Below are 21329 nucleotides of genomic sequence, written 5' to 3'. Positions count from 1 at the left end.
GGATTCCATTATCATAAGATAGTTAAACAAAGGCACTCATTCCCGTAATCGAACGACCGACGATCAACGAGTTGATTTCTTTCGTTCCTTCGTAGGAATAAATCGCCTCCGCATCGGCAACGAATCTGGCAACATCGTGCTCCAATAAGATTCCGTTTCCGCCCATTACTTCTCTTGCCTGCGCCACCACATCACGAGTTCTCAAACTACAAAAAACTTTGGCCAAAGATGCGTGTTCGTCTTTCAAAATACCGGCATCCTGCATCTCTGACAATCTGAAAACCAAGGTTTGCATGGCAGTTAAATTGGATAACATTTCTACCAAATGTCCCTGAACTAATTGAAACGAAGCAATCGGTTTTCCGAATTGTTTCCGTTTTCTGGTGTAATCCAAAGCACTTTCGTAAGCGCCTCTAGCGCAGCCTGTCGCCATCCACGCTACACCGGCTCTTGTCATTTGAAGGACTTTTGCAGTGTCTTTGAAACTGTTGGCGTGTTCCATTTTCTGAGAATCGGCAACGAAACAATCTTTCATTGTGATGAGTCCGTTTTGCACAATTCTAAGTGCCATTTTTCCTTTGATTTTTTCAACTTCAAATCCTACAGTATCTTTTTCAACAATGAAACCTTTGACCTGATTATCATCTAAATTTCTTGCCCAAATGATAATCACATCTGCAAAAGTGGCATTTCCAATCCATTTTTTCTGCCCATTCAGAACCCAGCCGCCTTCAACTTTTTTGCATGTTGTCGTCAATCCGCCAGCAGCGCCGGAACCAACTTCCGGTTCTGTCAATCCAAATGCGCCGATCAAATCGAATTGCTGCATTCCCGGGAGATATTTTTGTTTTTGCTCCTCGGAACCGCACATATAAATCGAGCCCATTGACAATCCGGACTGAACGCCGAAAAATGTTGCCAACGACGCATCCACTCTGGCAATTTCCATCGCAATGACACCTTCCATCAGGAATGGTAAATTCGGGCAGCCGTAACCTTCGTAGGTGACACCGCAAAGATTCAGCTTTTTGAATTTGGGAATCAGTTCGTGTGGGAAATCGTCTGTCAGCCAATATCTGTTGACCAGAGGTTTTGCTTCTTTTTCCATAAACTCACGAACCTGTAACTGAATTGCTCTTTGTTCATCCGTAAGTTTCATATGCAGTTCATAAAAATCGCCATTGATTGGAGGTAATTCTTTTTTCTTTCCGGAAGAATCCAGCATTTTTGTCAAGCCTTTGATTTGATTCTCATCTAATTTTGAGAATTGGTCCATTAATTTTGGAAGGTCAACTTTTTGCGAGATTTTGGAAATCTGATCTATATCGATATGTTTCAGAAGATTGAAAATTCCTTTGATTTTGGAAATAGTGGTGTTCATTGATTCCTGTTTTCTTGTAGAATGCAATTAATATTCCTAAAAATCTTTTACAAATAGCTGATGATCTAACTTTTTTCTGAAAATTAGTTTTACAAAATACTAAAAATCAACAATTTAAAACTTAAGTTAGGTTTACAAAGTGTTTCGGATTGATTTGCAAAATAGCTTTTATCTTAATTATCAATTTTGAGTCAGACAGAAACAAAAGAAACTCTTAACCAATCTTTTGGAACGTCATACGATTGCAGCCCGAGCTGAGTGGAGCTCACTTTTTGCTTGGCAAAAGCTTGGACAAAAATAGCGGGAACGGAGCGCGGAAATAGCTGCCCGATATAAAAAATATTAACTCAAAATAATGTATTATGAAAACTAAAATCTTATCAATCTGTTTACTTGCTTTGACTTTGTTCGCCTGTAAAAAGTCAGAAAGAGTTGAATCTGCTTATGCATCGGCAGATTATGCAATTGACAGCGCATCAGTTTCCGACAGTATTTCTATGGCTGCCACGCAAAATGTAAAGGACCGGCAATTTGTGAGAACCGCAGAAGTGGATATGGAAGTGAAGGATGTTTATGATGCGACAATTTCGATTGAGAAGCAGTTGCAGATAATCGGAGGATTTGTAACCAAGAGCAGAATGGAGACGCAGACTTTGTCAGAAGATACTTACAATACATCGGATGAATCGGCGATACTTATTCGGAAATTCCAGAATCAGAACAGGATGCAAGTTAGAGTTCCTACTCAGAAATTAGGCGAATTTTTGGATTTCATTAATGACAAAAAAGTGTTTCTTAATTCCAGAATTATCTCTGCGGAAGATGTTTCTGCGGGAATCCGTTTAGCGAAATTGGAATCTGAAAGACAAGCTAAAACTCAATCCAATATTTCTCAATTGAAAGCCGGAAAAGACAAAGTCAAACTGGACGACAACAATATGTCCGAAGCCAATATGCAGAAATATTCTGACGAAATTCTTGCAGATAATCTAAAATTTTCCACTGTTGATATTTTCATCAAAGAACCAAAAACGAGTGTTGCGAAAATCCCTATCATCAATACCAAAAATATTGATAATGAATACAAATACAATTTCTTGTACGATGTGAAAAATGCTTTCGTGGAAGGATTTTATTTAATTCAGCAATTATTTGTTTTTGTGATTTCTATCTGGCCGATTGTTTTAATTGGCGGATTGGTATTTTACTTTTTGAGAAGAAAAAAAGCGCTTGTGAAAACTGAGAAATAGTTTTTTGAACCACAAAAGACACAAAAGATTTACTAATTTTTTAAGACAAAGGTCACAAGGTTTTTTTTGATATTCGAATATTTTTAAGGTCACAAAGATTTGACTTCGTCAAATGATAATTGTGTGCTTTGTGAAAATCTTTGTGCCTTTTGTGGTTCATTTATTTTACATTTCATAATTTTGCAAAACGATGTTGAGAAAGTTTCAATTGATATTAATGATTTTCTGTTTGGGAATTTTTGTATTTCCGAAGCAGAACTTTAATGCTCAAGTTGCTCAGATTTCTTGTTGCGAAGCTCAGAAAGACACTTCTGACTGTTGCAAAAAGGATGAGAAAAAATCAGATTCTTGTCATCACGATTCCAAAAAAGAAAAAGACTGCAAAGACAATTGCACCACTTGCAAAACCTGCAGTTCGGGATTTGTTTTTTCTGTTGTTTTGAATAATTTAGACAACAAACTGAAAACACCGTTTTTCACAATCAACAATCAATTTTCTTACAACTCACAATCGCCACTTGCGCGAACTTTCAATATTTGGCAACCGCCTAAACTTGGTTAATTTTTTTTATTTAAATGGCTTCGACAGGCTCAGCCTGACAAGTTTGAAGAATAAACAGTTAGTATTAGAAATGTCACTCTGATCGAAGTCGAAGAGTCTTTATTACAAAACAATTAAAATTAATCAAAATGAATACAATCATAAAATCAGGAATTTTATTCCTTTCCATATTTTTATTCTCCAATTTTTCTGCTCAAACCAAATCTTTCAAAGCCAAAGTAGAAGGCAACTGCGGAATGTGCAAAGAACGCATCGAAACGGCTGTTAAAGCTGATAACAATGTAAAATCAGCCGACTGGAGTATGAGCAAAAAAGTCTTGACAGTAAGTTATGACTCTTCCAAAACCAACAAAAAAGCAATCCTGAAAAGTGTTGCTGAAGTTGGTCACGACAACGAAATGTTCCGTGCTTCTGACAAAGTCTATGACGATTTAGACGCTTGCTGCCAATACGACCGTCCCGACAACAGCAAAAAAATGGCGAAAAATGCCGATACAAAACAAGTCTGCGAGCTTAAGTAATTAATTTAAATTTTTAACGATGAATTATTTAAGTAGAAAACTTATGTTTTCTGTGCTGCTCGTTTGTTCCGTATTGTCTTTTGCACAAACCGTTACAGAACAATTTTTGGTAAAAGGAAATTGCGGACAATGTAAAGCAAGAATAGAAAAAGCAGCCTTGAAAGCCGGCGCAACAACCGCCAACTGGACAGCCAGTAATCAGACATTGACAATGACACTTGACGAATCGAAAGTTAAATGTGATGATATCCTGAAACAAATCGCTGAAGTTGGTCACGATAATGAGAAATTCAAAGCACCTGAAGAAGCTTATAAAAATTTGCCTGCTTGTTGTCTCTACACGAGAGGTTCTGATTTTGAAAAACCGAATGACACACTTGAACATCACTCAGATTCTGATGCGAAAACGAACCAGATTGAAGGTGTAAAACTGACGAGGGAAAAAGAAGCGACTGCTATCAGCAAAAAAGAAGCGGGATTGATTTTCAATATCAGTTCCAAAGAATTGTTGAAAGCCGCTTGCTGCAACCTTTCCGAAAGTTTTGAAACCAATGCGACTGTGGATGTTTCATTCAGCAATGCGGTTACAGGAACTAAGCAATTGAAAATGCTTGGACTTGACCAGAAATATACGCTTCTGACCAAAGAACAATTGCCAGAAATCCGTGGATTGGCTTCGCCTTATGGACTGAATTTCATTCCTGGAAAATGGATTGGCGGAATCCAGTTAACAAAAGGCGGAAGTACGGTTGTAAATGGTTACGAAAGTATCACGGGACAAATCAATACGGAACTTTTGAAAACGAAAGATGATGCTAAAAAAGCTGAAACGGAAATCAATTTGTTTTCTGATAACAACGGTCGTGTGGAAGCCAATGTAACGAGTACCTCTCCAATTTCAGAAAAATGGACTCAGAGTGTTTTGTTGCATGGCAACGGAACGTTTGGCGATACGGATATGAATGATGACGGTTTTCTTGACAGACCAAAAGGCAGTCAGCTCAATGTAGCTTATTTACTGAATTACAATGATTTGGAAAACTCAGGTTTTGCGTCGCATTTCGGGATTAATTATCTGAAAGACGAAAGAACAGCAGGACAAATAGGATTTAATAAAAGGATTCCGCAGAAGGACCAATCGCTTTATGGTGTTGGGATTGATATTTCAAGATTTCAGGTTTGGAATAAAACTGGTTATGTTTTCAAAGGGAAACCTTACCAAAGCTTGGGTTGGATGAATCAATTGACTTATCATCAGCAAGATAGCTTTTTCGGATTGAGAAATTATTTCGGAAAAGAGACTTCTTATTACTCTAATTTGATTTTCGAAAGCATCATCGGAAATACGAACAACAAGTATAAAGTTGGTGCAAGTTTTCTTTATGACAAATACGATGAAGATTATCTTTTGGACAATTACAAAAGAACGGAAACCGTTCCCGGATTGTTTGCAGAATATACTTTGACAGGCGAAAAATTCACTTTGGTAACAGGTGCTCGTGTTGATTTTCATAATCTTGCGGGAACGCAGTTTACGCCTAGAATGAATTTCAAATATGATTTGACACCGAAAACGATTTTCAGAATTTCGGCGGGAAGAGGTTTCCGAACTGCGAATATCTTTGCAGAAAGCCAGTCTTATTTTGCATCGAATCGTCAAATTCAAATCATCAATAATGGTGGTGAAATCTACAGTTTAAAGCCAGAAATTGCTTGGAATTATGGTGTGAGTCTTCAACAGGAATTCAAATTGTTTGGAAGAAAGTTGACCGTTTTGGCTGATTTTTTCAGAACTGATTTCCAAAATCAGGTTGTGACAGATTTGGATGAATCTGCACAGAAAATTTTGTTTTATAATCTTGAGGGAAAATCTTTTGCCAACAGTTTCCAGACACAATGGGATTTTCAGCCTGTGAAAAATCTGGAGTTCAGAGTGGCTTACAAATATTACGATGTCGCTTTGGATTACTTGAGCGGACTGAAAAAAGTACCGTTTATGGCTAAACATCGTGGATTTGCGAACTTGGCTTATTCAACTAATAAAACTGAAAAAGGCAGATTTTGGAGTTTCGACACGACTTTAAATTTAGTTGGAAAACAAAGACTTCCGAACACCAGATCGAATCCGGCAGAATTCCAGATTGGAGATTATTCGCCAAGTTATTCTACTTTGAATGCTCAGATTTCCAGAAATTTTTCAGAGAAAATCCGAGTTTATTTGGGTGGAGAGAATCTGACCGGTTATCAGCAAAAAGTGGCGATTCTGGATGCAGCCAATCCGTTTGGAAATTACTTTGATGGCGGAATGGTTTATGCGCCGATTATGAAACAGAATTTCTATGTGGGTGTAGATTTTAAGTTTTAGATCAGACGATTTTTAATCACCCTTTCAGAGTTTTGAACTCTGAAAGGGTTTTAATTATCTGTATTATAAAATTCATTCATCAATTGATTAGCTTTTCCAAAGTCATTTTCCGAGACCTTTAATTGAACGCCACCACTTGTTGTATTAAAAAGATTATAAGTATTTGCCAGGACATTTCCGAAAACAAATGCTTCGATTTCATTCGTTTCTAAGAAAATTCTTAGCATTTCCGCTTCAATTTCTGTATTGATAATCTTGAGTGTAATTAATTCCATAATCTAAATTTTTTGTCGAAGAATTTCCCGATTGATTTGATTGATCAATTCCGGACCTTCGTAGATGAATCCTGTGTAAAGCTGAACAAGACTTGCGCCAGCTTTCAGTTTTTCCAAAGCATCATGCGCTGTATGAATTCCGCCAACACCGATAATCGGAAAAGCTTTTCCACTTTTTTCGGATAAAAATCTAATGACTTCTGTTGAACGTTTTGTCAAGGGTTTTCCGGATAATCCGCCCATTTCGGATTTATTTTCTGAAATTAAATTGTCTCGCGACAAAGTCGTATTGGTTGCAATTACACCAGCAATCTGTGTTTCTTTCACGATATCAATAATATCCAAAAGCTGTTCATCTGTCAAATCTGGCGCGATTTTCAAGAGAATTGGCTTTTGTTTTGGCTTTTCAAGATTGAGGCTTTGCAGCGTTGACAGCAATTCCATCAACGGTTTTTTATCCTGAAGTTCACGGAGATTTGGTGTGTTTGGCGAGCTGACATTCACGACGAAATAATCCACGTAAGGAAATAATTTCTCGAAACAGATCTTGTAATCATTCACGGCTTCTTCGTTCGGTGTGACTTTATTTTTTCCAATATTTCCGCCTATCAGAACATTTTTATTTTTCTTTAATCTTTCGATTGCTTCGTCAACACCACCATTATTGAAGCCCATTCTGTTGATAATTGCAGAATCCTCCCTTAACCTGAATAATCTTTTTTTATCATTTCCAGCCTGCGATTTTGGGGTCAAAGTTCCAATTTCTATGAACCCGAATCCTAAGTCAGACAATTCGTTAAACAATTTTGCATCTTTATCAAAACCCGCGGCTAATCCAACGGGATTTTTGAATTTCAATCCAAAAACTTCACGTTCAAGACGTCGATCTTCAATTGGTTTTGGTAGAAATAATTTGGCAAGGAATCCGAAATTCTTAAGAAAAGAAAATGTAAAATGATGAACTTCTTCGGGGTCGAATTTGAAAAGAAGCGGGCGAATGAGGCTTTTGTACATCGGAGAAAAGTTTTACAAATTTACGTTTTTGTGAGGAAAATGGCTTTATAAAAAATCAGTTAAATGAGAGTTAAACACAAAGGCACAAAGTTTAATCTTAAATATCTTGTGTTTATAAGGCACTATGCATTTAAAATCTTCAATTTTCTTCGTGCCCCAAAACAATTATAGTGAAATAGATTTTTTGCCTTTGTGTTTGATATTCTAAGAATTCAGAAAAAATGATCCAAAATCTATATCTTTACTTGGATTTTATCTCAAGCTTTAAATGATTTCAACTGCTTTTTACAGAAGTTTAATTTATATATTTTTCCTCTTTTTTCTGCCTTTCAGGACTTTTGCAATGACACCAAAAGATTGCGAAAAAATGATTATTAAAGGTGTAGAAGCAATGAATAAAAAGGATTTTACAAAATCTCTGCAAATCCTGACCAAAACTCGGAAAATTGCTCAGGACAACCATTGGTATCGCGAAGAATTCTTATCTACGAATAATATTGGTGCCAATTATTATATGATGCTGGATTATGGCGAAGCACTTAATAATTATCTGGATGCTTACAAAATTGCTGTCGCCCATCTGGATGAAAAATCGGAAATGACAGTTCTCAATAACATTGCGATTCTCTATTCCCGGGATAACAAAATCGATAAAGCCAAAGATTATTTTTCAAAAGCTTATGAACTCGCAGGAAAAGTTAACAATAACACTTCCAAGGGGTTATATGCAATAAACCTGACGATTGTTTACAACGAAAAAGGCGATCACAAAACAGCAAAAAAATACATTGATGAAGCGCTGAAGTTAACTGCGGATTCACCATATTATCTGCTGGCAAAGTCTACTGATATGGAAACGCTTGTTAACCTCAAACAATATGATGAAGCTGAAAAACTGGCTAATGAACTGCTTCCGAAGCTGAATGGCGTAGAATATGCTGAGCATAAAACACAGGTTTTCTATAATCTTTCAATGATTGCCGAACAAAGAAATGATCTCCAAAAGGCATTTCATTTTTTGCAACTGGCCGAGAAAAACAATCTGAATTATGATTTCAAAGAAAATCTTTTCGAGAGATTCAGCAAACTTTACAAAAAAGCCAATGATATAGATCGGGCTGTTTCTTACAAAGATTCGATAATGGTTGTAAAAGATTCGGTCAACAGGATCAAAAACGGACAACTTTTCGAAAACAGTAAAATCAAATTTGAGCTTTAGAATTCTCAGAAAGATTTGGCGGAAAGTCAAGGAAAACTGACATCTCAACGTTCTTTTTTTATCAAAGGTTTTTTGCTCGCCATTTTTGTAGTTTTAATTATTTTCTGGGCTTTGAGAAATAGCATTGTCAAAAACAAACAACAAAAGATAATCGAGCAGAATAATGCGGAAATCGCCAGACTGGAACTCGAGAAAGAGAAAAAGAATAAAGAAATTCTTGAAAATCAGTTAAAAGAAAAAGAAGTTCTTGCACTTTTGGAACAGGAGAAGTTCAAAAATGAACTGGAAGCCAAAAATAGAAAACTGACAACCAAAGCTTTACAACTCTCTACAAAAATAGAACTGATAGACGACCTTATCAGAACGCTATCCCGTGAATCTGATGATTTGCAGAATGTGGACATCAATAATATCATCAAGCAATTCAAAATTTTGCAAAAACAAACCCATGAAGAAGAGAGCTTTCTGGTTCATTTCGAAGAAGTCAACCAAGGTTTTCTTTCCAAATTGAAGCAACTTCATCCCGATCTCAATTCAAACGATATCCGATTTCTCTCTTATGTATTTATGAATCTTTCCATCAAAGAGATTTCTACCATTTTTAACATCACTCCGGAGGCTTGCCGTAAGAGAAAAGAGCGCATCATCAAGAAAATGGGACACGATGAAAACTTAGACCTATACAACTATATTACAAGTATTTAGCAAAAATGTCACTTTATTTCTGAGACAGCGTCCTACTATTTCTTTTTAATTTTTTTGCTTTACTAACATTTATCATAACATTTGTTAGATAAAATTGGATATATGAAAAAATTTACTCTTTTAGCGGGATTTTTATTGGCGCTTTTTACCAATAAAGTTGATGCTCAGATGCAGGTTTTGGGCAAAAATGAATTTGGGAGAATATTTGAAGTTACTTATAGCACGAAGGAACAAAATACCATCTATGCCACTACAATTACCAACCACATTTTGGTTTCACACAACAATGGTGTTTCTTGGGATGTGTTTTATTCAGTTCCAACGGAAATTGGAAATATCACCAAACTGAACATCAGCAAAGACGGATCGTTTTTATCTTTCTCAACTTTGAAGGGCGGAATCGGTGAGGTTCATATTTTCGATATTGCTACCAAAGCGATCACAAAAACCTTCTCTATGCCGAATTTTTCCGAAGGTGCGTATGTTTCAGCCTACAATTTCTTCGGCGATGATAAAGACAATCTGATTGTGAGCTCACAGTTTCCTGTTGGATTTGGAACAGCCAACCGTGTTTATACAACCAATGACGGCGGACAAAACTGGAAGGAAATCTACTATTCTATGGATCACAACAATATTATCACAAGCTATGTGGCTTTTGGTCCTGCAGACAAAAATAAAATCTACATTGCTAACGGAAATGGAAGTCAGGGTGTCTATGGTGGATTGATGATCTCCAGTGACGGCGGCGATTCTTTCACAACAAAGCTTGAAGGAAGCGTTCTCAGCACGCTGGAATTCAACCCGAATGATCCTAATGAAATCTATGCGGGAACAGACATTAGTTTTGGTGTATGCCCGGAAAATCTTCATCATTCTACTGATGGTGGAATAACATGGGAGAATAAAAATATCGCCTGGGGTAGCAACGGAATTCTGAACAATATTATCGACATCAAATATAACCCGCTGGACAACAACCACATCATTGTTTTGGAAGAAGACGAAATAGTCTCCTCAAAAGATGGTGGCGCAACCTGGCAAAGCGTAGAATATCCTTATGACAATCTGGACAGCTATTACTACGGAATTAAAGCAAGCTTCAACCCTTTCAAAGCCGGAGAATTATTCATTACTGCAAATTACAAACCTTTGTTTTCCACAGATAACGGAACAACTTTAACCCAGATTCAGACGCCATATTTCAGTTCTACAGGAAGAGTAAATCTTTACGAAACCGAGACTTCGAAACATCTTTTCTATAGTGTCCAGAATGGTTTTGTTCACAGGAATCTGGCAGACAATTCTGAAAATGCCTACCAAATCCAAGCTCTTAATATTTTTACTAATAATAATGGTCCGGTTTATATACCGGATTCTAAAAAAGAAGGCAGAGTTTATTCTTTCAAAGGAGGTTTCACGGGCTCTACCTTATCGATAAGCAATAATTTCGGCGCCGATTTTTCTTCTATATTTGAAACCTTCACTAGCGGACTTACAAATGTGATCCCTGATCCACAGGTTAATAACCAGATTTTTGCAACATTTAGTAATTGGAATCAGGGCGAATTGGACAAAATCAATTTCAACAATCCGAATGATATTGTAGTGACCAACATCCCACTTCCGGCACAAGGGCCGGTTTACAAAATCCTGCATCCGAACAATATTTCGGACGAGTTTTTCATTTTGGTAGGTTCAGAAATTTATAAAACAACGAATGGCGGAACAGATTGGACAGCAGTTACAATTGACGCTAATTTCCCTTTTGAAGCTGCAATTTTTGATATTGTTCAGAACCCTAAAAATCTCAACCAATTGGCTTTAGGGACTTCGGAAGGTGTCTTTATTTCAAATGATAAAGGTTTAACCTGGAAACAGGTATCTGATTTTATGGCATTCAAAGTGGCTTATTCTGATGTTAATGACGGTGTTCTGGTTGCTGCAACCTATTCTTCTATGTATACCCAATTTAATATTCATTATTCCGTAGATCATGGAAATAACTGGAAAACTGTAGACCGTTCAGATCTTTTATATACAGAAACAGGCTCTGTGACAATTGACTTCTCGGACAAGAATGCATTGATTTACATTGCTTCCTCGGATTTGGGATTATTAGGTTATAACTTGGATTTTGACATTTTGGCAACAGGAGAAGTTTCCGGAGAGAAAGCCAAAGTTTTGGTTTACCCGAATCCGGTCGTTGATGTTCTACAGATCGATGATAAAAACCTGAAATCTGTTGCACTTTACAGTATGGACGGCAAAAAACTCCTTGAAACGAAGAGCAGTGAAATGAATGTTTCCAAACTTCCAAATGGTGTCTATGTTCTTAGAATTGTAACTTCCGATAACAATATTGTCAGCAAAAAGATCATCAAAAAGTAATAGTTAGTAAAAATGATCACAAAAGCTTCTCTTTCCTGAGAAGCTTTTGTTTTTATGGTCTTCAAAAGCTAAATATACGCCTCAAGATTAAAACCTAAGATTTTTCCAATTTCTAAAAAGCCGGGATTCACATTCAAACTCGCATTGAGGAAAATATGCTGATTGGTAATGGGATGTTTAAAATTAAGCTGGTGCGAATGCAAAGGCATTGCAGTCACATTAAACGTATTCAACCACAATTTATTCTGCTTATTGCAACCGTGTTTTCTGCAGCCCAAAATCGGATGCAAAATATGCTTGAAATGCTTTCTCAATTGATGAAACCTGCCTGTTTCCGGAATCGCTTCTACCAAAGAATAACGAGACGTTGGATGTTTCAGAAATGGTAAATCAATTTCGGAAATCATTAGTCGTTTGTAGTAGGTTACAGCATTTTGAACGATTTCATTTTCATTCGTCAAATCATAATCAATCGTTTCTTCCTCTTTTGTCCAACCACGCAGAATCGCCAGATATTTTTTTTCAACTTCCCGATTCATAAATTGATCACTGATTAATTTAAGTATTTCTTTATCAAAAGCAAATAGCAAAACGCCCGATGTTTTCCGGTCCAAACGATGAACAAGATGAACCTTTTTTCCGATTTGGTTCGTCAATTTTTCTACCGCATACTCGTCTGCCGGCCCGGCATATTTTGACTTATGAACCAAAAGTCCGCTCGGTTTGTTGATAGCAATCAGGTAGTCGTCTTGATAAAGAATGTCTAACATTGGGCAAAAGTAGAGATTTTCACATCATCAATTCTTTAAGAACAATAAAAAGATTTTATCTTCACTTAGATTGTAACATTTTTGATTGAATGTTCTCTAAACTCTAAAATAAGCCAATGCAGATTTTAAACTTCGAAGACATTTATCACGATTACTGGAAACGGATTTTTCGGCTTTGTATGGGTTATGTGAATGATGATGAATTGGCAAAAGATCTCTGTCAGGAAACATTTGTCGCTGTGTTTCAGCAATTGCCAAAATTCCGTCAGGAAGCAGCGGTCGGAACCTGGATCTACAGAATTGCGACGAATATTTGTCTAAGGCAAATCAATCTGGAAAAACGAATGCCCAAAAGCGAATTGCCTTATCAAATCAAGGATAATTCTGAGAAAGACAACAAGCTGGAAAAAGATAAAATGACGGATTTTCTTTACCAATGCATCTCCGAATTACCCGAGCTGGAAAGAATCATTATTTCCCTGGAACTCGAGGAAATGAAACAGGCAGAAATTGCTGAAGTCGTCGGAATTTCTCCAACTAACGTTCGAGTCAAAATCCACAGAATCAAAGAAAAATTAACCGAAAAATTCAGAAAGCATGAAAACCAATTATAACTTTCAGGAACTATGGAAACAGAAAGAATCTAATAAGCCTGACACACAATCTATTATCAAAAAAGCTAATACTTATAAAAGAAAACAGCTTCTTGCTGATATTAGAATGCTGATTTGTATGCTGGCGACGGCAGCCGGAATTATTGCCATTTGGAACGTGATTGATTTCCGAATGTTCACAACAAGATTAGGAATCATTCTGATTCTCATCGCGATTGGAATGTATGCTTATTTGTTTACTCAAAACATCAATGTTATCAGAAAAATCAATCCTTCTACGAGCAATCAGGAATATCTGTCGGCGATTAAAAAACTGGAAAAGCAGCAAGTTTATATGCAGACGAGAGGAATCAGCATTTATTACATTTTGCTTGGATTAGGTTTAGCCTTTTATTTTTATGAATTTGCTTTACGGATGTCTATGCTGGGAGTTATTTTATCTTATGGATTAACTTTTTTTTGGATGGCGATCACTTGGTTTTTCATTCGTCCGAAACAAGTCAAAAGGCAGAAAGAAAAAATTGCGGCTGTTATCCAATCTCTCGAGACTTTGGAAAAAGGTTTTGAGGAATAAATAACCACAATGCTGGCTGCGCAAGTGCGGAGGGCATTGTTGGAGCTCTCCCAGAAAACTTTGCAAAGTTTTTTGGGAAGCGACTGCCCGTAGAACGACCCGCTTGTTTTGGTTTGGGAAAAGCGTTGGAGAAACAAAGGGTTGCGCCCAAATCCTATAAAAATGAATACGAAAAATTTGCTGTAAAATTCCTACTTTTGCACTTCAATTCAACATAAATTATGGCAAAGCAAGAAGATGTTTTCAAAAAAGTGGTTTCCCACGCTAAAGAATATGGTTTTATTTTTCCTTCCAGCGAAATCTATGACGGACTTTCGGCCATCTACGATTACGGACAGAACGGCGCAGAACTGAAAAATAACATCAAACAATACTGGTGGAAAGCGATGGTTCAGCTGAACGAAAATATCGTGGGGATTGATTCTGCCATTTTTATGCACCCAACCATTTGGAAAGCTTCCGGACACGTGGATGCGTTCAACGACCCGTTGATTGATAACAAAGATTCTAAAAAACGTTTCCGTGCGGATGTTTTGGTGGAAGATTACTGCGCCAAAATCGAAGACAAGGAAAATAAAGAAATAGAAAAAGCGGCAAAGCGTTTTGGTGACGCTTTCAACAAAGCTGAGTTTGTAGCGACCAATCCTAGAGTTTTGGAGTACAGAGCAAAAAGGGAAGCGATCCTTTCCAGATTGGCAAAATCTCTTGAAAAAGAAGACCTTGCGGATGTAAAAGCTTTGATCGAGGAATTGGAAATTGCTGACCCGGATACTGGTTCTAAAAACTGGACGGAAGTGAGACAATTTAACCTGATGTTCGGGACTAAATTGGGTGCTTCTGCGGATTCTGCAACAGACCTTTACTTGAGACCGGAAACGGCTCAGGGTATTTTTGTGAATTATCTTAACGTTCAGAAAACTTCTCGTCATAAATTACCTTTCGGGATTGCTCAGATTGGTAAAGCCTTTAGAAATGAGATTGTTGCGAGACAGTTTATTTTCAGAATGAGAGAATTTGAGCAGATGGAAATGCAGTATTTCGTTCCACCGGGAACAGAGCTGGAATTTTATGAACAATGGAAAAAAACGCGTCTTAACTGGCACTTGGCACTTGGTTTAGGCGAAGACAATTACCGTTTCCACGACCACGAGAAATTGGCACATTATGCTAATGCTGCTGCAGATATTGAGTTTAATTTCCCGTTTGGATTCAAAGAACTGGAAGGTATCCACAGTAGAACAGACTTTGACCTTTCGGCGCACGAGAAATTCTCCGGTCGAAAAATCCAGTATTTTGACCCGGAAAGAAATGAGAATTATGTGCCTTATGTTGTAGAAACTTCGGTTGGTCTGGACAGATTGTTCCTGGCGATTTTCTCCAACTCTCTGAAAGATGAGGTTTTGGAAGACGGTTCGGAAAGAACTGTTTTGAGTCTTCCGCCGGCTTTGGCACCTGTAAAAGCAGCAATTCTTCCATTAGTTAAGAAAGATGGTTTACCTGAATTTGCTGACAAGATTTTCAATGATCTGAAGTTTGATTTCAATGTGATTTTTGAAGAGAAAGACAGCATCGGAAAACGTTACAGAAGACAGGATGCGATTGGAACACCTTTCTGTATCACGGTTGACCACGATTCTTTGAACGACAATACCGTAACCTTAAGATACAGAGATACAATGGAGCAGGAAAGGGTTCCGGTTTCTGAACTGAGAAGGATTATTGATGAGAAGGTGAATTTCAGGACTTTGCTTTCCAAGATTTAATAAACAATACTTTTATATAATGAAAATCCCAACTTAACTGTTGGGATTTTTTATGTTCAATTTGTTTCAATTTTAATATCTTCTGACTGGATAGGTTTTATAATCTGCGTATTTTTGTCCACTTGTAGAACCATCTCCGTAAATCAAATAGGCTTCGTTAGAATTAATTTCGGAAGATGTCCAAGAAACCAATCCTGAGTTTAAATACATTCCTCCCTTTCTTATACTTGTAAAGATTGCTTCTGCTTCTGCTTTGGAAGGTAAAAACCAATCCGAATAACCATTGACTGAATATTGTTTACAAAATTTAGCCGCAGTATCTCCTGATATTTTGCTGATAATAAAATTAGTATTATTAGGACCTTCGCCCATTTTTTCTGACGTACCCGCTATGTAATTATTTGTTTCACTCCAAGCAGCTCCAAACCTACACAGTGGGGGCATTGTAGAACAATAATTTTTTCCAACATCTTTGTTGCTTATCTCAAGATATCTCCAACCATCGGTAGTAACACCTTTATCATAAGCTACAATTCCACCAGCCGGACCAAAATAGCCAGCCGTTTTTATTTTCTTCTCTTCTCCGTAATAATACCTATTATCAATCTTAGTATATGACCGAATGTAATATTCTGTATTTCTTGTAAGCCCCGTCAATTGTACTTTAAAGTTCATTGTTCCTAAAGTAGCAGCAGAAGCAGTACTACTATCAAAAATAGTTGGTTCTGAATGAGTTGCATATACGAAACCTGCGTAAGAAAGATTTCCTAAAGGCTGATAATATTTACCATTAAGAGTAGCACTTACTGTGGTAATTTCTGTTGGATCCAGGGTCTCTATTACATTCCTATACTTGTAAGAAACCACATTTCCTAAAGCTGTTCCTTTATTATTTTGGGCAAAAGCGCGGAAATAATAAGTTGTATTAGGCAAGAATATTTTTTTGGATCTGAATTCAAAATCCTCATTGGAAGAAAACAGTTCTTCTTTATCTTCAGTTGCATAATTTTCTAAGGAAACATTGGCGGAAGTACTCCAAATAACTCCGACTCTGGAAATTTGACTTCCTCCGGTATTGGTTATTTTACCACCAATTTTAAGAAGCCCGTCATCATCCAGACTGATATCTTTCGTTGTTAATTGTGGAACAGATTCCCGCACCTCATCATCAGAAGACGAACTACAGGAAAAAAGGAATAAGCTGAGAAATAAAATAAAATATGTTTTCATAAAAAAGTGTTTTTGCGAAAATAATATTTTTAATTTTGATTTAGCTTTTTTATTATATGAATCACACAATTATTTTTTCTGCAGAGATCCAGCAACACCAAGATATCAATGCTGCATTTATCAATTTTCCTTTTGATACGAATGAATTATTTGGAAAGAAAGGACAGGTCAAAGTCAAAGTTTTACTTGATGACAAAGTGGAATACAGAAGCAGCCTGGCGAATATGGGCGGCGGATGTCATAGGCTGGGATTGACTCAGGTTATCAGAAAGGAATTGGGGAAAACATTCGGAGAGATTGTGGATGTTAAGCTTTGGGAAGACAAAGAAGAACGAGTCGTTACTGTTCCCGACGATGTTCAGGAATTACTCAATCAAAATGAAAAAGCGAAAGAATTTTATAATAAAATGTCTTACACACATAGAAAAGAATACATCCGCTGGATAGAAGACGCTAAGAAAGAGGAAACGCGTGAACGCCGGAAAATCAAAATGATAGAAATGCTTCTGGAAGGTAAAAAGGGGGTTTAAAATTATTAAACCCCTTTTATTTTTTATTTAATTTTACCCAAATGAATAATATTATTCCCTTGAGAAATCAGAAGCGAATCTTCGGAAGATTCTGCAGAAATGCTATTTCTTTCATATAGCTCTCCTGTTGGTGTGGCCTTCACAAAATCAAGAACATATTTCATATTATTCGCTTCGATGGTAATAGTTTTGGATTTGCCATTATCGCTAAAAGTGGCTTTGGCCCGGCTTCCGTCACTGGTTTTATAAGGATAGGAAACAGATGTTATTTTTTTGCCATTAATTTCTTTTTCCATAGACGTTGTTGTAACGCTATCGACTTTACCATTTTCATCAGTAACGGTTGTTTTCGTGGAATAAGACTCGGAAGTCATTTTGGTGTCATTCTTCTTACAGGAAACTAATGCTAAAACAACTGCAAAGCTTGTAATTAAGATGGATTTTTTCATAGTTATAAAGATTTAAATGAGTGATTTGTTTTGTATCAAATTATTGTCCAAAAACAAAAAATCCCGAAACTAATTTCGGGATTTTTATCATAATAATTGCAATTTTACTTTTTCAGGGATTTGATTCCCATTTCGAATAATGCAAAACTCAAAAGATCAGCATTTTCACCAATCACTTGTTCCGTGGAACGACCAGCGCCGTGACCCGCATTTTTCTCAATTCTTAACAAAATTGGGTTGTTACAAGCTTGTTTCTCCTGCAACTCAGCACCAAATTTGAAAGAATGTGCCGGCACTACTCTATCATCGTGATCACTGGTAATGATCATTGTTGACGGGTAGCAGGTCCCTGCTTTTACATTGTGAACTGGCGAATAAGACCTAAGATAATCGAACATCTCTTTGCTGTCTTCTGCTGTGCCGTAATCATAAGACCAACCAGCACCAGCCGTGAATTTGTTATATCTCAACATATCCAGAACGCCAACACCAGGAAAAGCTACCTTTGCAAGATCCGGTCTCATCGTCATTGTCGCACCCACTAAAAGTCCACCGTTGGAACGGCCAGAAAGTGCCATATATTCCTTTGAAGTGTAACCTTTCGACTGCAAGTATTCGCCCGCCGCAATGAAGTCATCAAACACGTTTTTCTTTTGTTGTTTGGTTCCTGCATCGTGCCATTTTTTACCATACTCTCCACCTCCACGGATATTCGGAACGGCATAGATTCCACCGTTTTCCATCCAGATGGCATTGACTACAGAGAAACTTGGCTGAAGACTGATGTTGAAACCACCGTAAGAATAAAGGATCGTCGGATTCTTTCCGTCCAACTTAGTTCCTTTTTTGTAGTTGATCATCATCGGCACTTTAGTTCCGTCTTTTGAAGTGTAGAAAACCTGCTCAGAAACATAATCTTCCGGATTGAATTTCACTTTTGGTTTTTGATAAATTTCCGATTTTCCAGATGCTACATTGTATTTATAAATCGTTCCCGGCGTGATATAATTAGTGAAAGAATAGTAGATGTCTTTATCCTCTTTTTTTCCTCCAAATCCGGAAACTGTTCCTTTTCCAGGCAATGCAATTTCTCTGACCAATTTTCCTGTTTTATCGAATTGTTTTACAAGGCTAATCGCATCTTTCATATATTTTCCGAAAAAGTAACCGCCAGCTTCAGAGATGCTTAACACATTTTCAGTTTCAGGAATCACATCTTTCCAGTTTTCCGGGCTTGGGTTTTTGATGCCGACCTTTACCAAACGCTTATTCGGAGCGTCTTTGTCTGTGAATATAAAAAGGTCGTCACCTTGCGTATCCACAATATCTGCATTGATGTCAAAGCCTTTGTTGATCTGTACAAAGTCACCGCCGTTTTTCAGATCTTTGATATATAATTCGTTTCCGTTAGTAGCATTAGCCGCCGAAATAACAAGGAATCTTTGGTCTTCGGAAACATCTGCAGTCAGATATCTTCTTGGCGTTTTCTCACCACCGAAAATCAACTGGTCTTCGGATTGTTTTGTGCCTAATTTGTGGAAATAAACTTTGTGTTTATCCGTCATTCCGGAAAGAACGGTTCCTTCTTTCGGCTTGTCATAACTTGAATAATAGAAACCTTCGTCGCCTTTCCAGGCAATCCCACTGAATTTCACATCAATCAAAGTGTCATCAATTTGTTTTTTGGTAATCGCATCGATGATGATGATCTTGTTCCAGTCACTTCCACCTTCGGAAATAGAATAAGCGGCAAGGTTGCCTTTTTTGTTGAATGACAAATTGGAAAGCGAAGTCGTTCCTTTATCAGAAAAAGTATTGGGGTCAAGGAAAACCTCAACGTTTTTGATTTTATTATTAGTCCTGTAAAGTACCGATTGTGCCTGTAATCCATTGTTTTTGTAATAATAAGTATAATCACCTTCTTTGAACGGCGCTCCTATTTTCTCATAATTCCAGATATCTCTCAATTGGTTTTTAATTGTTTCTCTGAAGGGGATTTTGGAAAGATAATTCTGGCTGTACGCTACTTCTTCGTCTACCCATTTTTTAGTCGCCTCGGAATCGTTTTCCAGATCACGGTATGGGTCTGCAACTAATGTTCCGAAATATTGGTCAACTTGAGTTCCTTTTAAGGCTTTGGGATAGTTAGAATTGGTCATAGATTGAGCTTGGGCACCAACATAAAAAATAACGGCTGCTGTTGCAAAGATTGATTTTACTTTCATTTTTAACTTTTTGAATAGTTTCAAAAATACAAAAAAATAAAACTCCAGAAGTTTGCAGCAAGTTTGTTTGCGAGCAGAGGCCAAGTGGTTTATATTTCCAGTGCCTCAGTATGCTTCTTATTTGTATCAAGTTATAAAATCTATAAAAAATAAAAAAGCACGGATTATAAATCCGTGCTATTTGGGTAAATATTTGGTATTCTATTTTGGCGGAAGATTATTTTAGTTTAGCGGAAGGCTATTCTATTTCGGCGGTAGTTTGTTTCATTTCGACAGTAGCTTATTATAGTTTAGCGGTAGTTTATTTTACTTTGGCGGAAGCTTGTTTCATTCTGGCGGAAGCTTATTATACTTTAGCGGAAGGCTATTCTATTTTAGCAGAAGCTTATTCTACTTTGGCGGAAGCTTACTCTAATTCATCAGAAGTTAGTTTTTTTAGTATTCTTTTAGTAAAAAACCTACGGCGCGGATTTGTAATCCGTGACCAGTTATAATGCACCAACATATCTGGAACACTTGTTATGGTTCTCAATATTTTAGATAGCCTTTTTCTAATTTCTACTATTCTGGCTATCTGTAATACTATTTAAAAATCAATTTCTATATCTTATTTAAAAAAACAGTATTGAAATTCAACACTATTTTTATTTACCAACTTGTTTGGAACGTTACCATGTTGTGTTTTATTTCTGGCTTAGAAAATATTCTGCCTCTGCTTTTCCCCATTTTGGGTCAAGAGATGTTTTTGACTTATAGGTTCCAAACTGCTCAATAGTTTTTTTGAATAATTCTGTACCTTTTGCCTTGCTTCCACCAAATTGCTCCGGTGTGAAATAAGCATCCTCCGCAAGCAAAACAGTGATTCTAGGATTATTAGGATCCAGTTCCTGCGCCTTTGCCAATGCTTGCTGCGCAATAGGCGCTTCGCTCATATACCTGGACATTGGGTCTGCCATCATTCTTAGCCCACTTGTCATTTTTTTCAGGATATAAAGTTCTGCATTGTTGGGACTAAGTGCTTCTGCTTTAGCAATATATTTTTCTGCCTCAGCCGCAACAGGATCAAGTTCGTTGGTTTTACCGGATTGCATCAGGATTCTGCCTTTCTGAATCGTTGCAAATGCAGCATAATAATACGGTAACCATTCTTTGGCTTCTTTGGTTCCAATCCTGTCAAAATCATTAGCTAAAGCAGTGAATTCATCCGGCGTTTTGTGGTCTTCTACTTTGGCGATTTTCTCTGTCATTGCTTTTTCAAATGCAGTCTGAGCAAAGGCTGTAAATCCAATTAAAGAAAGGCTGATTGTTAAGATTAATTTTTTCATTTTGAATATTTTTTTGTTTGTTATTTTAAATTTCTGATTCAAAGATAGAATGACTTTTTATTTGTTGAAATTTTATTCTACCGAACTGTTATTTTTGATTACTGAACCGTTGTTTATTTAAAATCCTCGCTGATTTCACAGATTAGCTGATTTAATAAGTTAAGAA

20 protein-coding genes are annotated in these 21329 nt (G+C 37.0%); 12 read left to right on the top strand and 8 right to left on the bottom strand.

The features are described from left to right. Positions 1 to 22: 22 nt before the first annotated feature. Positions 23 to 1381, bottom strand: coding sequence for an acyl-CoA dehydrogenase family protein (locus AC5P2S_RS00515; RefSeq protein ID WP_494555846.1), 1359 nt, complete (start codon positions 1379 to 1381; stop codon positions 23 to 25). A gap of 362 nt (positions 1382 to 1743) precedes the next feature. Here AC5P2S_RS00515 and AC5P2S_RS00510 point away from each other — a divergent pair, with 362 nt between their 5' ends. The 4 genes from AC5P2S_RS00510 (at position 1744) to AC5P2S_RS00495 (ending at position 6079) form a co-directional block, all read left to right on the top strand. Continuing rightward, positions 1744 to 2631: a DUF4349 domain-containing protein gene (locus AC5P2S_RS00510; protein ID WP_494555845.1), complete on the top strand. Its 888-nt coding sequence runs from the start codon at positions 1744 to 1746 to the stop codon at positions 2629 to 2631. 217 nt (positions 2632 to 2848) lie between these two features. Next, positions 2849 to 3193, top strand: a complete 345-nt coding sequence (locus AC5P2S_RS00505) for a hypothetical protein (RefSeq protein ID WP_494555844.1) — start codon at positions 2849 to 2851, stop codon at positions 3191 to 3193. A 128-nt stretch (positions 3194 to 3321) separates the two neighbouring features. Further along, positions 3322 to 3714, top strand: coding sequence for a heavy-metal-associated domain-containing protein (locus AC5P2S_RS00500; protein ID WP_494555843.1), 393 nt, complete (start codon positions 3322 to 3324; stop codon positions 3712 to 3714). 19 nt (positions 3715 to 3733) lie between these two features. Beyond that, the gene (locus AC5P2S_RS00495; RefSeq protein ID WP_494555842.1) at positions 3734 to 6079 is read left to right on the top strand and encodes a TonB-dependent receptor domain-containing protein; all 2346 of its coding nucleotides are present in this window, start codon (positions 3734 to 3736) and stop codon (positions 6077 to 6079) included. Positions 6080 to 6129: 50 nt separating this feature from the next. On the opposite strand, the gene AC5P2S_RS00490 is transcribed toward AC5P2S_RS00495, so the two are convergent. Together AC5P2S_RS00490 and AC5P2S_RS00485 are read right to left on the bottom strand one after the other, a co-directional pair. After that, positions 6130 to 6354: a putative signal transducing protein gene (locus AC5P2S_RS00490; RefSeq protein ID WP_494555841.1), complete on the bottom strand. Its 225-nt coding sequence runs from the start codon at positions 6352 to 6354 to the stop codon at positions 6130 to 6132. Positions 6355 to 6357: 3 nt separating this feature from the next. After that, on the bottom strand, positions 6358 to 7368 hold the full coding sequence (locus AC5P2S_RS00485) for a quinone-dependent dihydroorotate dehydrogenase (protein WP_494555840.1): 1011 nt from the start codon (positions 7366 to 7368) through the stop codon (positions 6358 to 6360). A 367-nt stretch (positions 7369 to 7735) separates the two neighbouring features. Here AC5P2S_RS00485 and AC5P2S_RS00480 point away from each other — a divergent pair, with 367 nt between their 5' ends. The 3 genes from AC5P2S_RS00480 to AC5P2S_RS00470 all read left to right on the top strand — a co-directional run bounded on the left by AC5P2S_RS00480 (position 7736) and on the right by AC5P2S_RS00470 (position 11683). Further along, positions 7736 to 8587, top strand: coding sequence for a tetratricopeptide repeat protein (locus AC5P2S_RS00480; protein ID WP_494555839.1), 852 nt, complete (start codon positions 7736 to 7738; stop codon positions 8585 to 8587). A 15-nt stretch (positions 8588 to 8602) separates the two neighbouring features. Beyond that, positions 8603 to 9292, top strand: coding sequence for a helix-turn-helix transcriptional regulator (locus AC5P2S_RS00475; RefSeq protein WP_494555838.1), 690 nt, complete (start codon positions 8603 to 8605; stop codon positions 9290 to 9292). Between the two features lie 102 nt (positions 9293 to 9394). Next, a complete protein-coding gene (locus AC5P2S_RS00470) occupies positions 9395 to 11683 on the top strand; it encodes a T9SS type A sorting domain-containing protein (protein ID WP_494555837.1) in 2289 nt (762 codons plus the stop codon). Between the two features lie 68 nt (positions 11684 to 11751). On the opposite strand, the gene AC5P2S_RS00465 is transcribed toward AC5P2S_RS00470, so the two are convergent. Then, on the bottom strand, positions 11752 to 12453 hold the full coding sequence (locus AC5P2S_RS00465; protein WP_283415804.1) for a pseudouridine synthase: 702 nt from the start codon (positions 12451 to 12453) through the stop codon (positions 11752 to 11754). A gap of 116 nt (positions 12454 to 12569) precedes the next feature. On the opposite strand from AC5P2S_RS00465, the gene AC5P2S_RS00460 reads away from it, so the two are divergent. From AC5P2S_RS00460 to AC5P2S_RS00450, 3 genes are all read left to right on the top strand, one after another. Beyond that, the gene (locus tag AC5P2S_RS00460; RefSeq protein WP_283415805.1) at positions 12570 to 13067 is read left to right on the top strand and encodes an RNA polymerase sigma factor; all 498 of its coding nucleotides are present in this window, start codon (positions 12570 to 12572) and stop codon (positions 13065 to 13067) included. Next, positions 13051 to 13641, top strand: a complete 591-nt coding sequence (locus AC5P2S_RS00455) for a hypothetical protein (RefSeq protein WP_494555836.1) — start codon at positions 13051 to 13053, stop codon at positions 13639 to 13641. Before AC5P2S_RS00460 ends, AC5P2S_RS00455 begins: the two co-directional genes overlap by 17 nt. Before the next feature lie 221 nt (positions 13642 to 13862). Further along, positions 13863 to 15404 (top strand): glycine--tRNA ligase, encoded by a 1542-nt coding sequence (locus tag AC5P2S_RS00450; RefSeq protein ID WP_123282317.1) that lies wholly within the window; start codon positions 13863 to 13865, stop codon positions 15402 to 15404. A gap of 72 nt (positions 15405 to 15476) precedes the next feature. Here the strand turns inward: AC5P2S_RS00450 and AC5P2S_RS00445 are convergent, their stop codons facing one another. Next, the gene (locus AC5P2S_RS00445) at positions 15477 to 16634 is read right to left on the bottom strand and encodes a hypothetical protein (protein WP_494555835.1); all 1158 of its coding nucleotides are present in this window, start codon (positions 16632 to 16634) and stop codon (positions 15477 to 15479) included. Positions 16635 to 16690: 56 nt separating this feature from the next. Here AC5P2S_RS00445 and AC5P2S_RS00440 point away from each other — a divergent pair, with 56 nt between their 5' ends. Beyond that, positions 16691 to 17164 carry a YdeI/OmpD-associated family protein gene (locus AC5P2S_RS00440; RefSeq protein ID WP_283415808.1) on the top strand — a complete coding sequence of 158 codons (474 nt, stop codon included), beginning with the start codon at positions 16691 to 16693 and terminating at the stop codon, positions 17162 to 17164. Between the two features lie 23 nt (positions 17165 to 17187). Here the strand turns inward: AC5P2S_RS00440 and AC5P2S_RS00435 are convergent, their stop codons facing one another. Both AC5P2S_RS00435 and AC5P2S_RS00430 read right to left on the bottom strand, forming a co-directional pair. Next, positions 17188 to 17613, bottom strand: coding sequence for a hypothetical protein (locus tag AC5P2S_RS00435; RefSeq protein ID WP_494555834.1), 426 nt, complete (start codon positions 17611 to 17613; stop codon positions 17188 to 17190). A gap of 104 nt (positions 17614 to 17717) precedes the next feature. After that, positions 17718 to 19772, bottom strand: coding sequence for a prolyl oligopeptidase family serine peptidase (locus AC5P2S_RS00430; RefSeq protein WP_494557049.1), 2055 nt, complete (start codon positions 19770 to 19772; stop codon positions 17718 to 17720). A 272-nt stretch (positions 19773 to 20044) separates the two neighbouring features. Between AC5P2S_RS00430 and AC5P2S_RS00425 the strand changes: the two genes are divergently transcribed. Further along, the gene (locus AC5P2S_RS00425; protein WP_494555833.1) at positions 20045 to 20332 is read left to right on the top strand and encodes a hypothetical protein; all 288 of its coding nucleotides are present in this window, start codon (positions 20045 to 20047) and stop codon (positions 20330 to 20332) included. Between the two features lie 189 nt (positions 20333 to 20521). Here the strand turns inward: AC5P2S_RS00425 and AC5P2S_RS00420 are convergent, their stop codons facing one another. Continuing rightward, a complete protein-coding gene (locus AC5P2S_RS00420) occupies positions 20522 to 21163 on the bottom strand; it encodes a tetratricopeptide repeat protein (RefSeq protein ID WP_283415820.1) in 642 nt (213 codons plus the stop codon). Positions 21164 to 21329 lie beyond the last annotated feature (166 nt).

The sequence above is a fragment of the Epilithonimonas sp. 33E genome (assembly GCF_059372615.1).
This window is presented reverse-complemented; position numbering and strand designations above follow the sequence as displayed.

Bases quoted from the DNA above. Each gene is read 5' to 3' on its own strand.
- AC5P2S_RS00505 (WP_494555844.1), top strand. From the start codon at position 2,849: ATGATTTTCTGTTTGGGAATTTTTGTATTTCCGAAGCAGAACTTTAAT.
- AC5P2S_RS00495 (WP_494555842.1), top strand. From the start codon at position 3,734: ATGAATTATTTAAGTAGAAAACTTATGTTTTCTGTGCTGCTCGTTTGT.
- AC5P2S_RS00450 (WP_123282317.1), top strand. From the start codon at position 13,863: ATGGCAAAGCAAGAAGATGTTTTCAAAAAAGTGGTTTCCCACGCTAAA.
- AC5P2S_RS00440 (WP_283415808.1), top strand. From the start codon at position 16,691: ATGAATCACACAATTATTTTTTCTGCAGAGATCCAGCAACACCAAGAT.
- AC5P2S_RS00470 (WP_494555837.1), top strand. From the start codon at position 9,395: ATGAAAAAATTTACTCTTTTAGCGGGATTTTTATTGGCGCTTTTTACC.
- AC5P2S_RS00420 (WP_283415820.1), bottom strand. From the start codon at position 21,163: ATGAAAAAATTAATCTTAACAATCAGCCTTTCTTTAATTGGATTTACA.
- AC5P2S_RS00445 (WP_494555835.1), bottom strand. From the start codon at position 16,634: ATGAAAACATATTTTATTTTATTTCTCAGCTTATTCCTTTTTTCCTGT.
- AC5P2S_RS00500 (WP_494555843.1), top strand. From the start codon at position 3,322: ATGAATACAATCATAAAATCAGGAATTTTATTCCTTTCCATATTTTTA.
- AC5P2S_RS00430 (WP_494557049.1), bottom strand. From the start codon at position 19,772: ATGACCAATTCTAACTATCCCAAAGCCTTAAAAGGAACTCAAGTTGAC.
- AC5P2S_RS00485 (WP_494555840.1), bottom strand. From the start codon at position 7,368: ATGTACAAAAGCCTCATTCGCCCGCTTCTTTTCAAATTCGACCCCGAA.
- AC5P2S_RS00435 (WP_494555834.1), bottom strand. From the start codon at position 17,613: ATGAAAAAATCCATCTTAATTACAAGCTTTGCAGTTGTTTTAGCATTA.
- AC5P2S_RS00480 (WP_494555839.1), top strand. From the start codon at position 7,736: ATGATTATTAAAGGTGTAGAAGCAATGAATAAAAAGGATTTTACAAAA.
- AC5P2S_RS00465 (WP_283415804.1), bottom strand. From the start codon at position 12,453: ATGTTAGACATTCTTTATCAAGACGACTACCTGATTGCTATCAACAAA.
- AC5P2S_RS00510 (WP_494555845.1), top strand. From the start codon at position 1,744: ATGAAAACTAAAATCTTATCAATCTGTTTACTTGCTTTGACTTTGTTC.
- AC5P2S_RS00490 (WP_494555841.1), bottom strand. From the start codon at position 6,354: ATGGAATTAATTACACTCAAGATTATCAATACAGAAATTGAAGCGGAA.
- AC5P2S_RS00515 (WP_494555846.1), bottom strand. From the start codon at position 1,381: ATGAACACCACTATTTCCAAAATCAAAGGAATTTTCAATCTTCTGAAA.
- AC5P2S_RS00460 (WP_283415805.1), top strand. From the start codon at position 12,570: ATGCAGATTTTAAACTTCGAAGACATTTATCACGATTACTGGAAACGG.
- AC5P2S_RS00455 (WP_494555836.1), top strand. From the start codon at position 13,051: ATGAAAACCAATTATAACTTTCAGGAACTATGGAAACAGAAAGAATCT.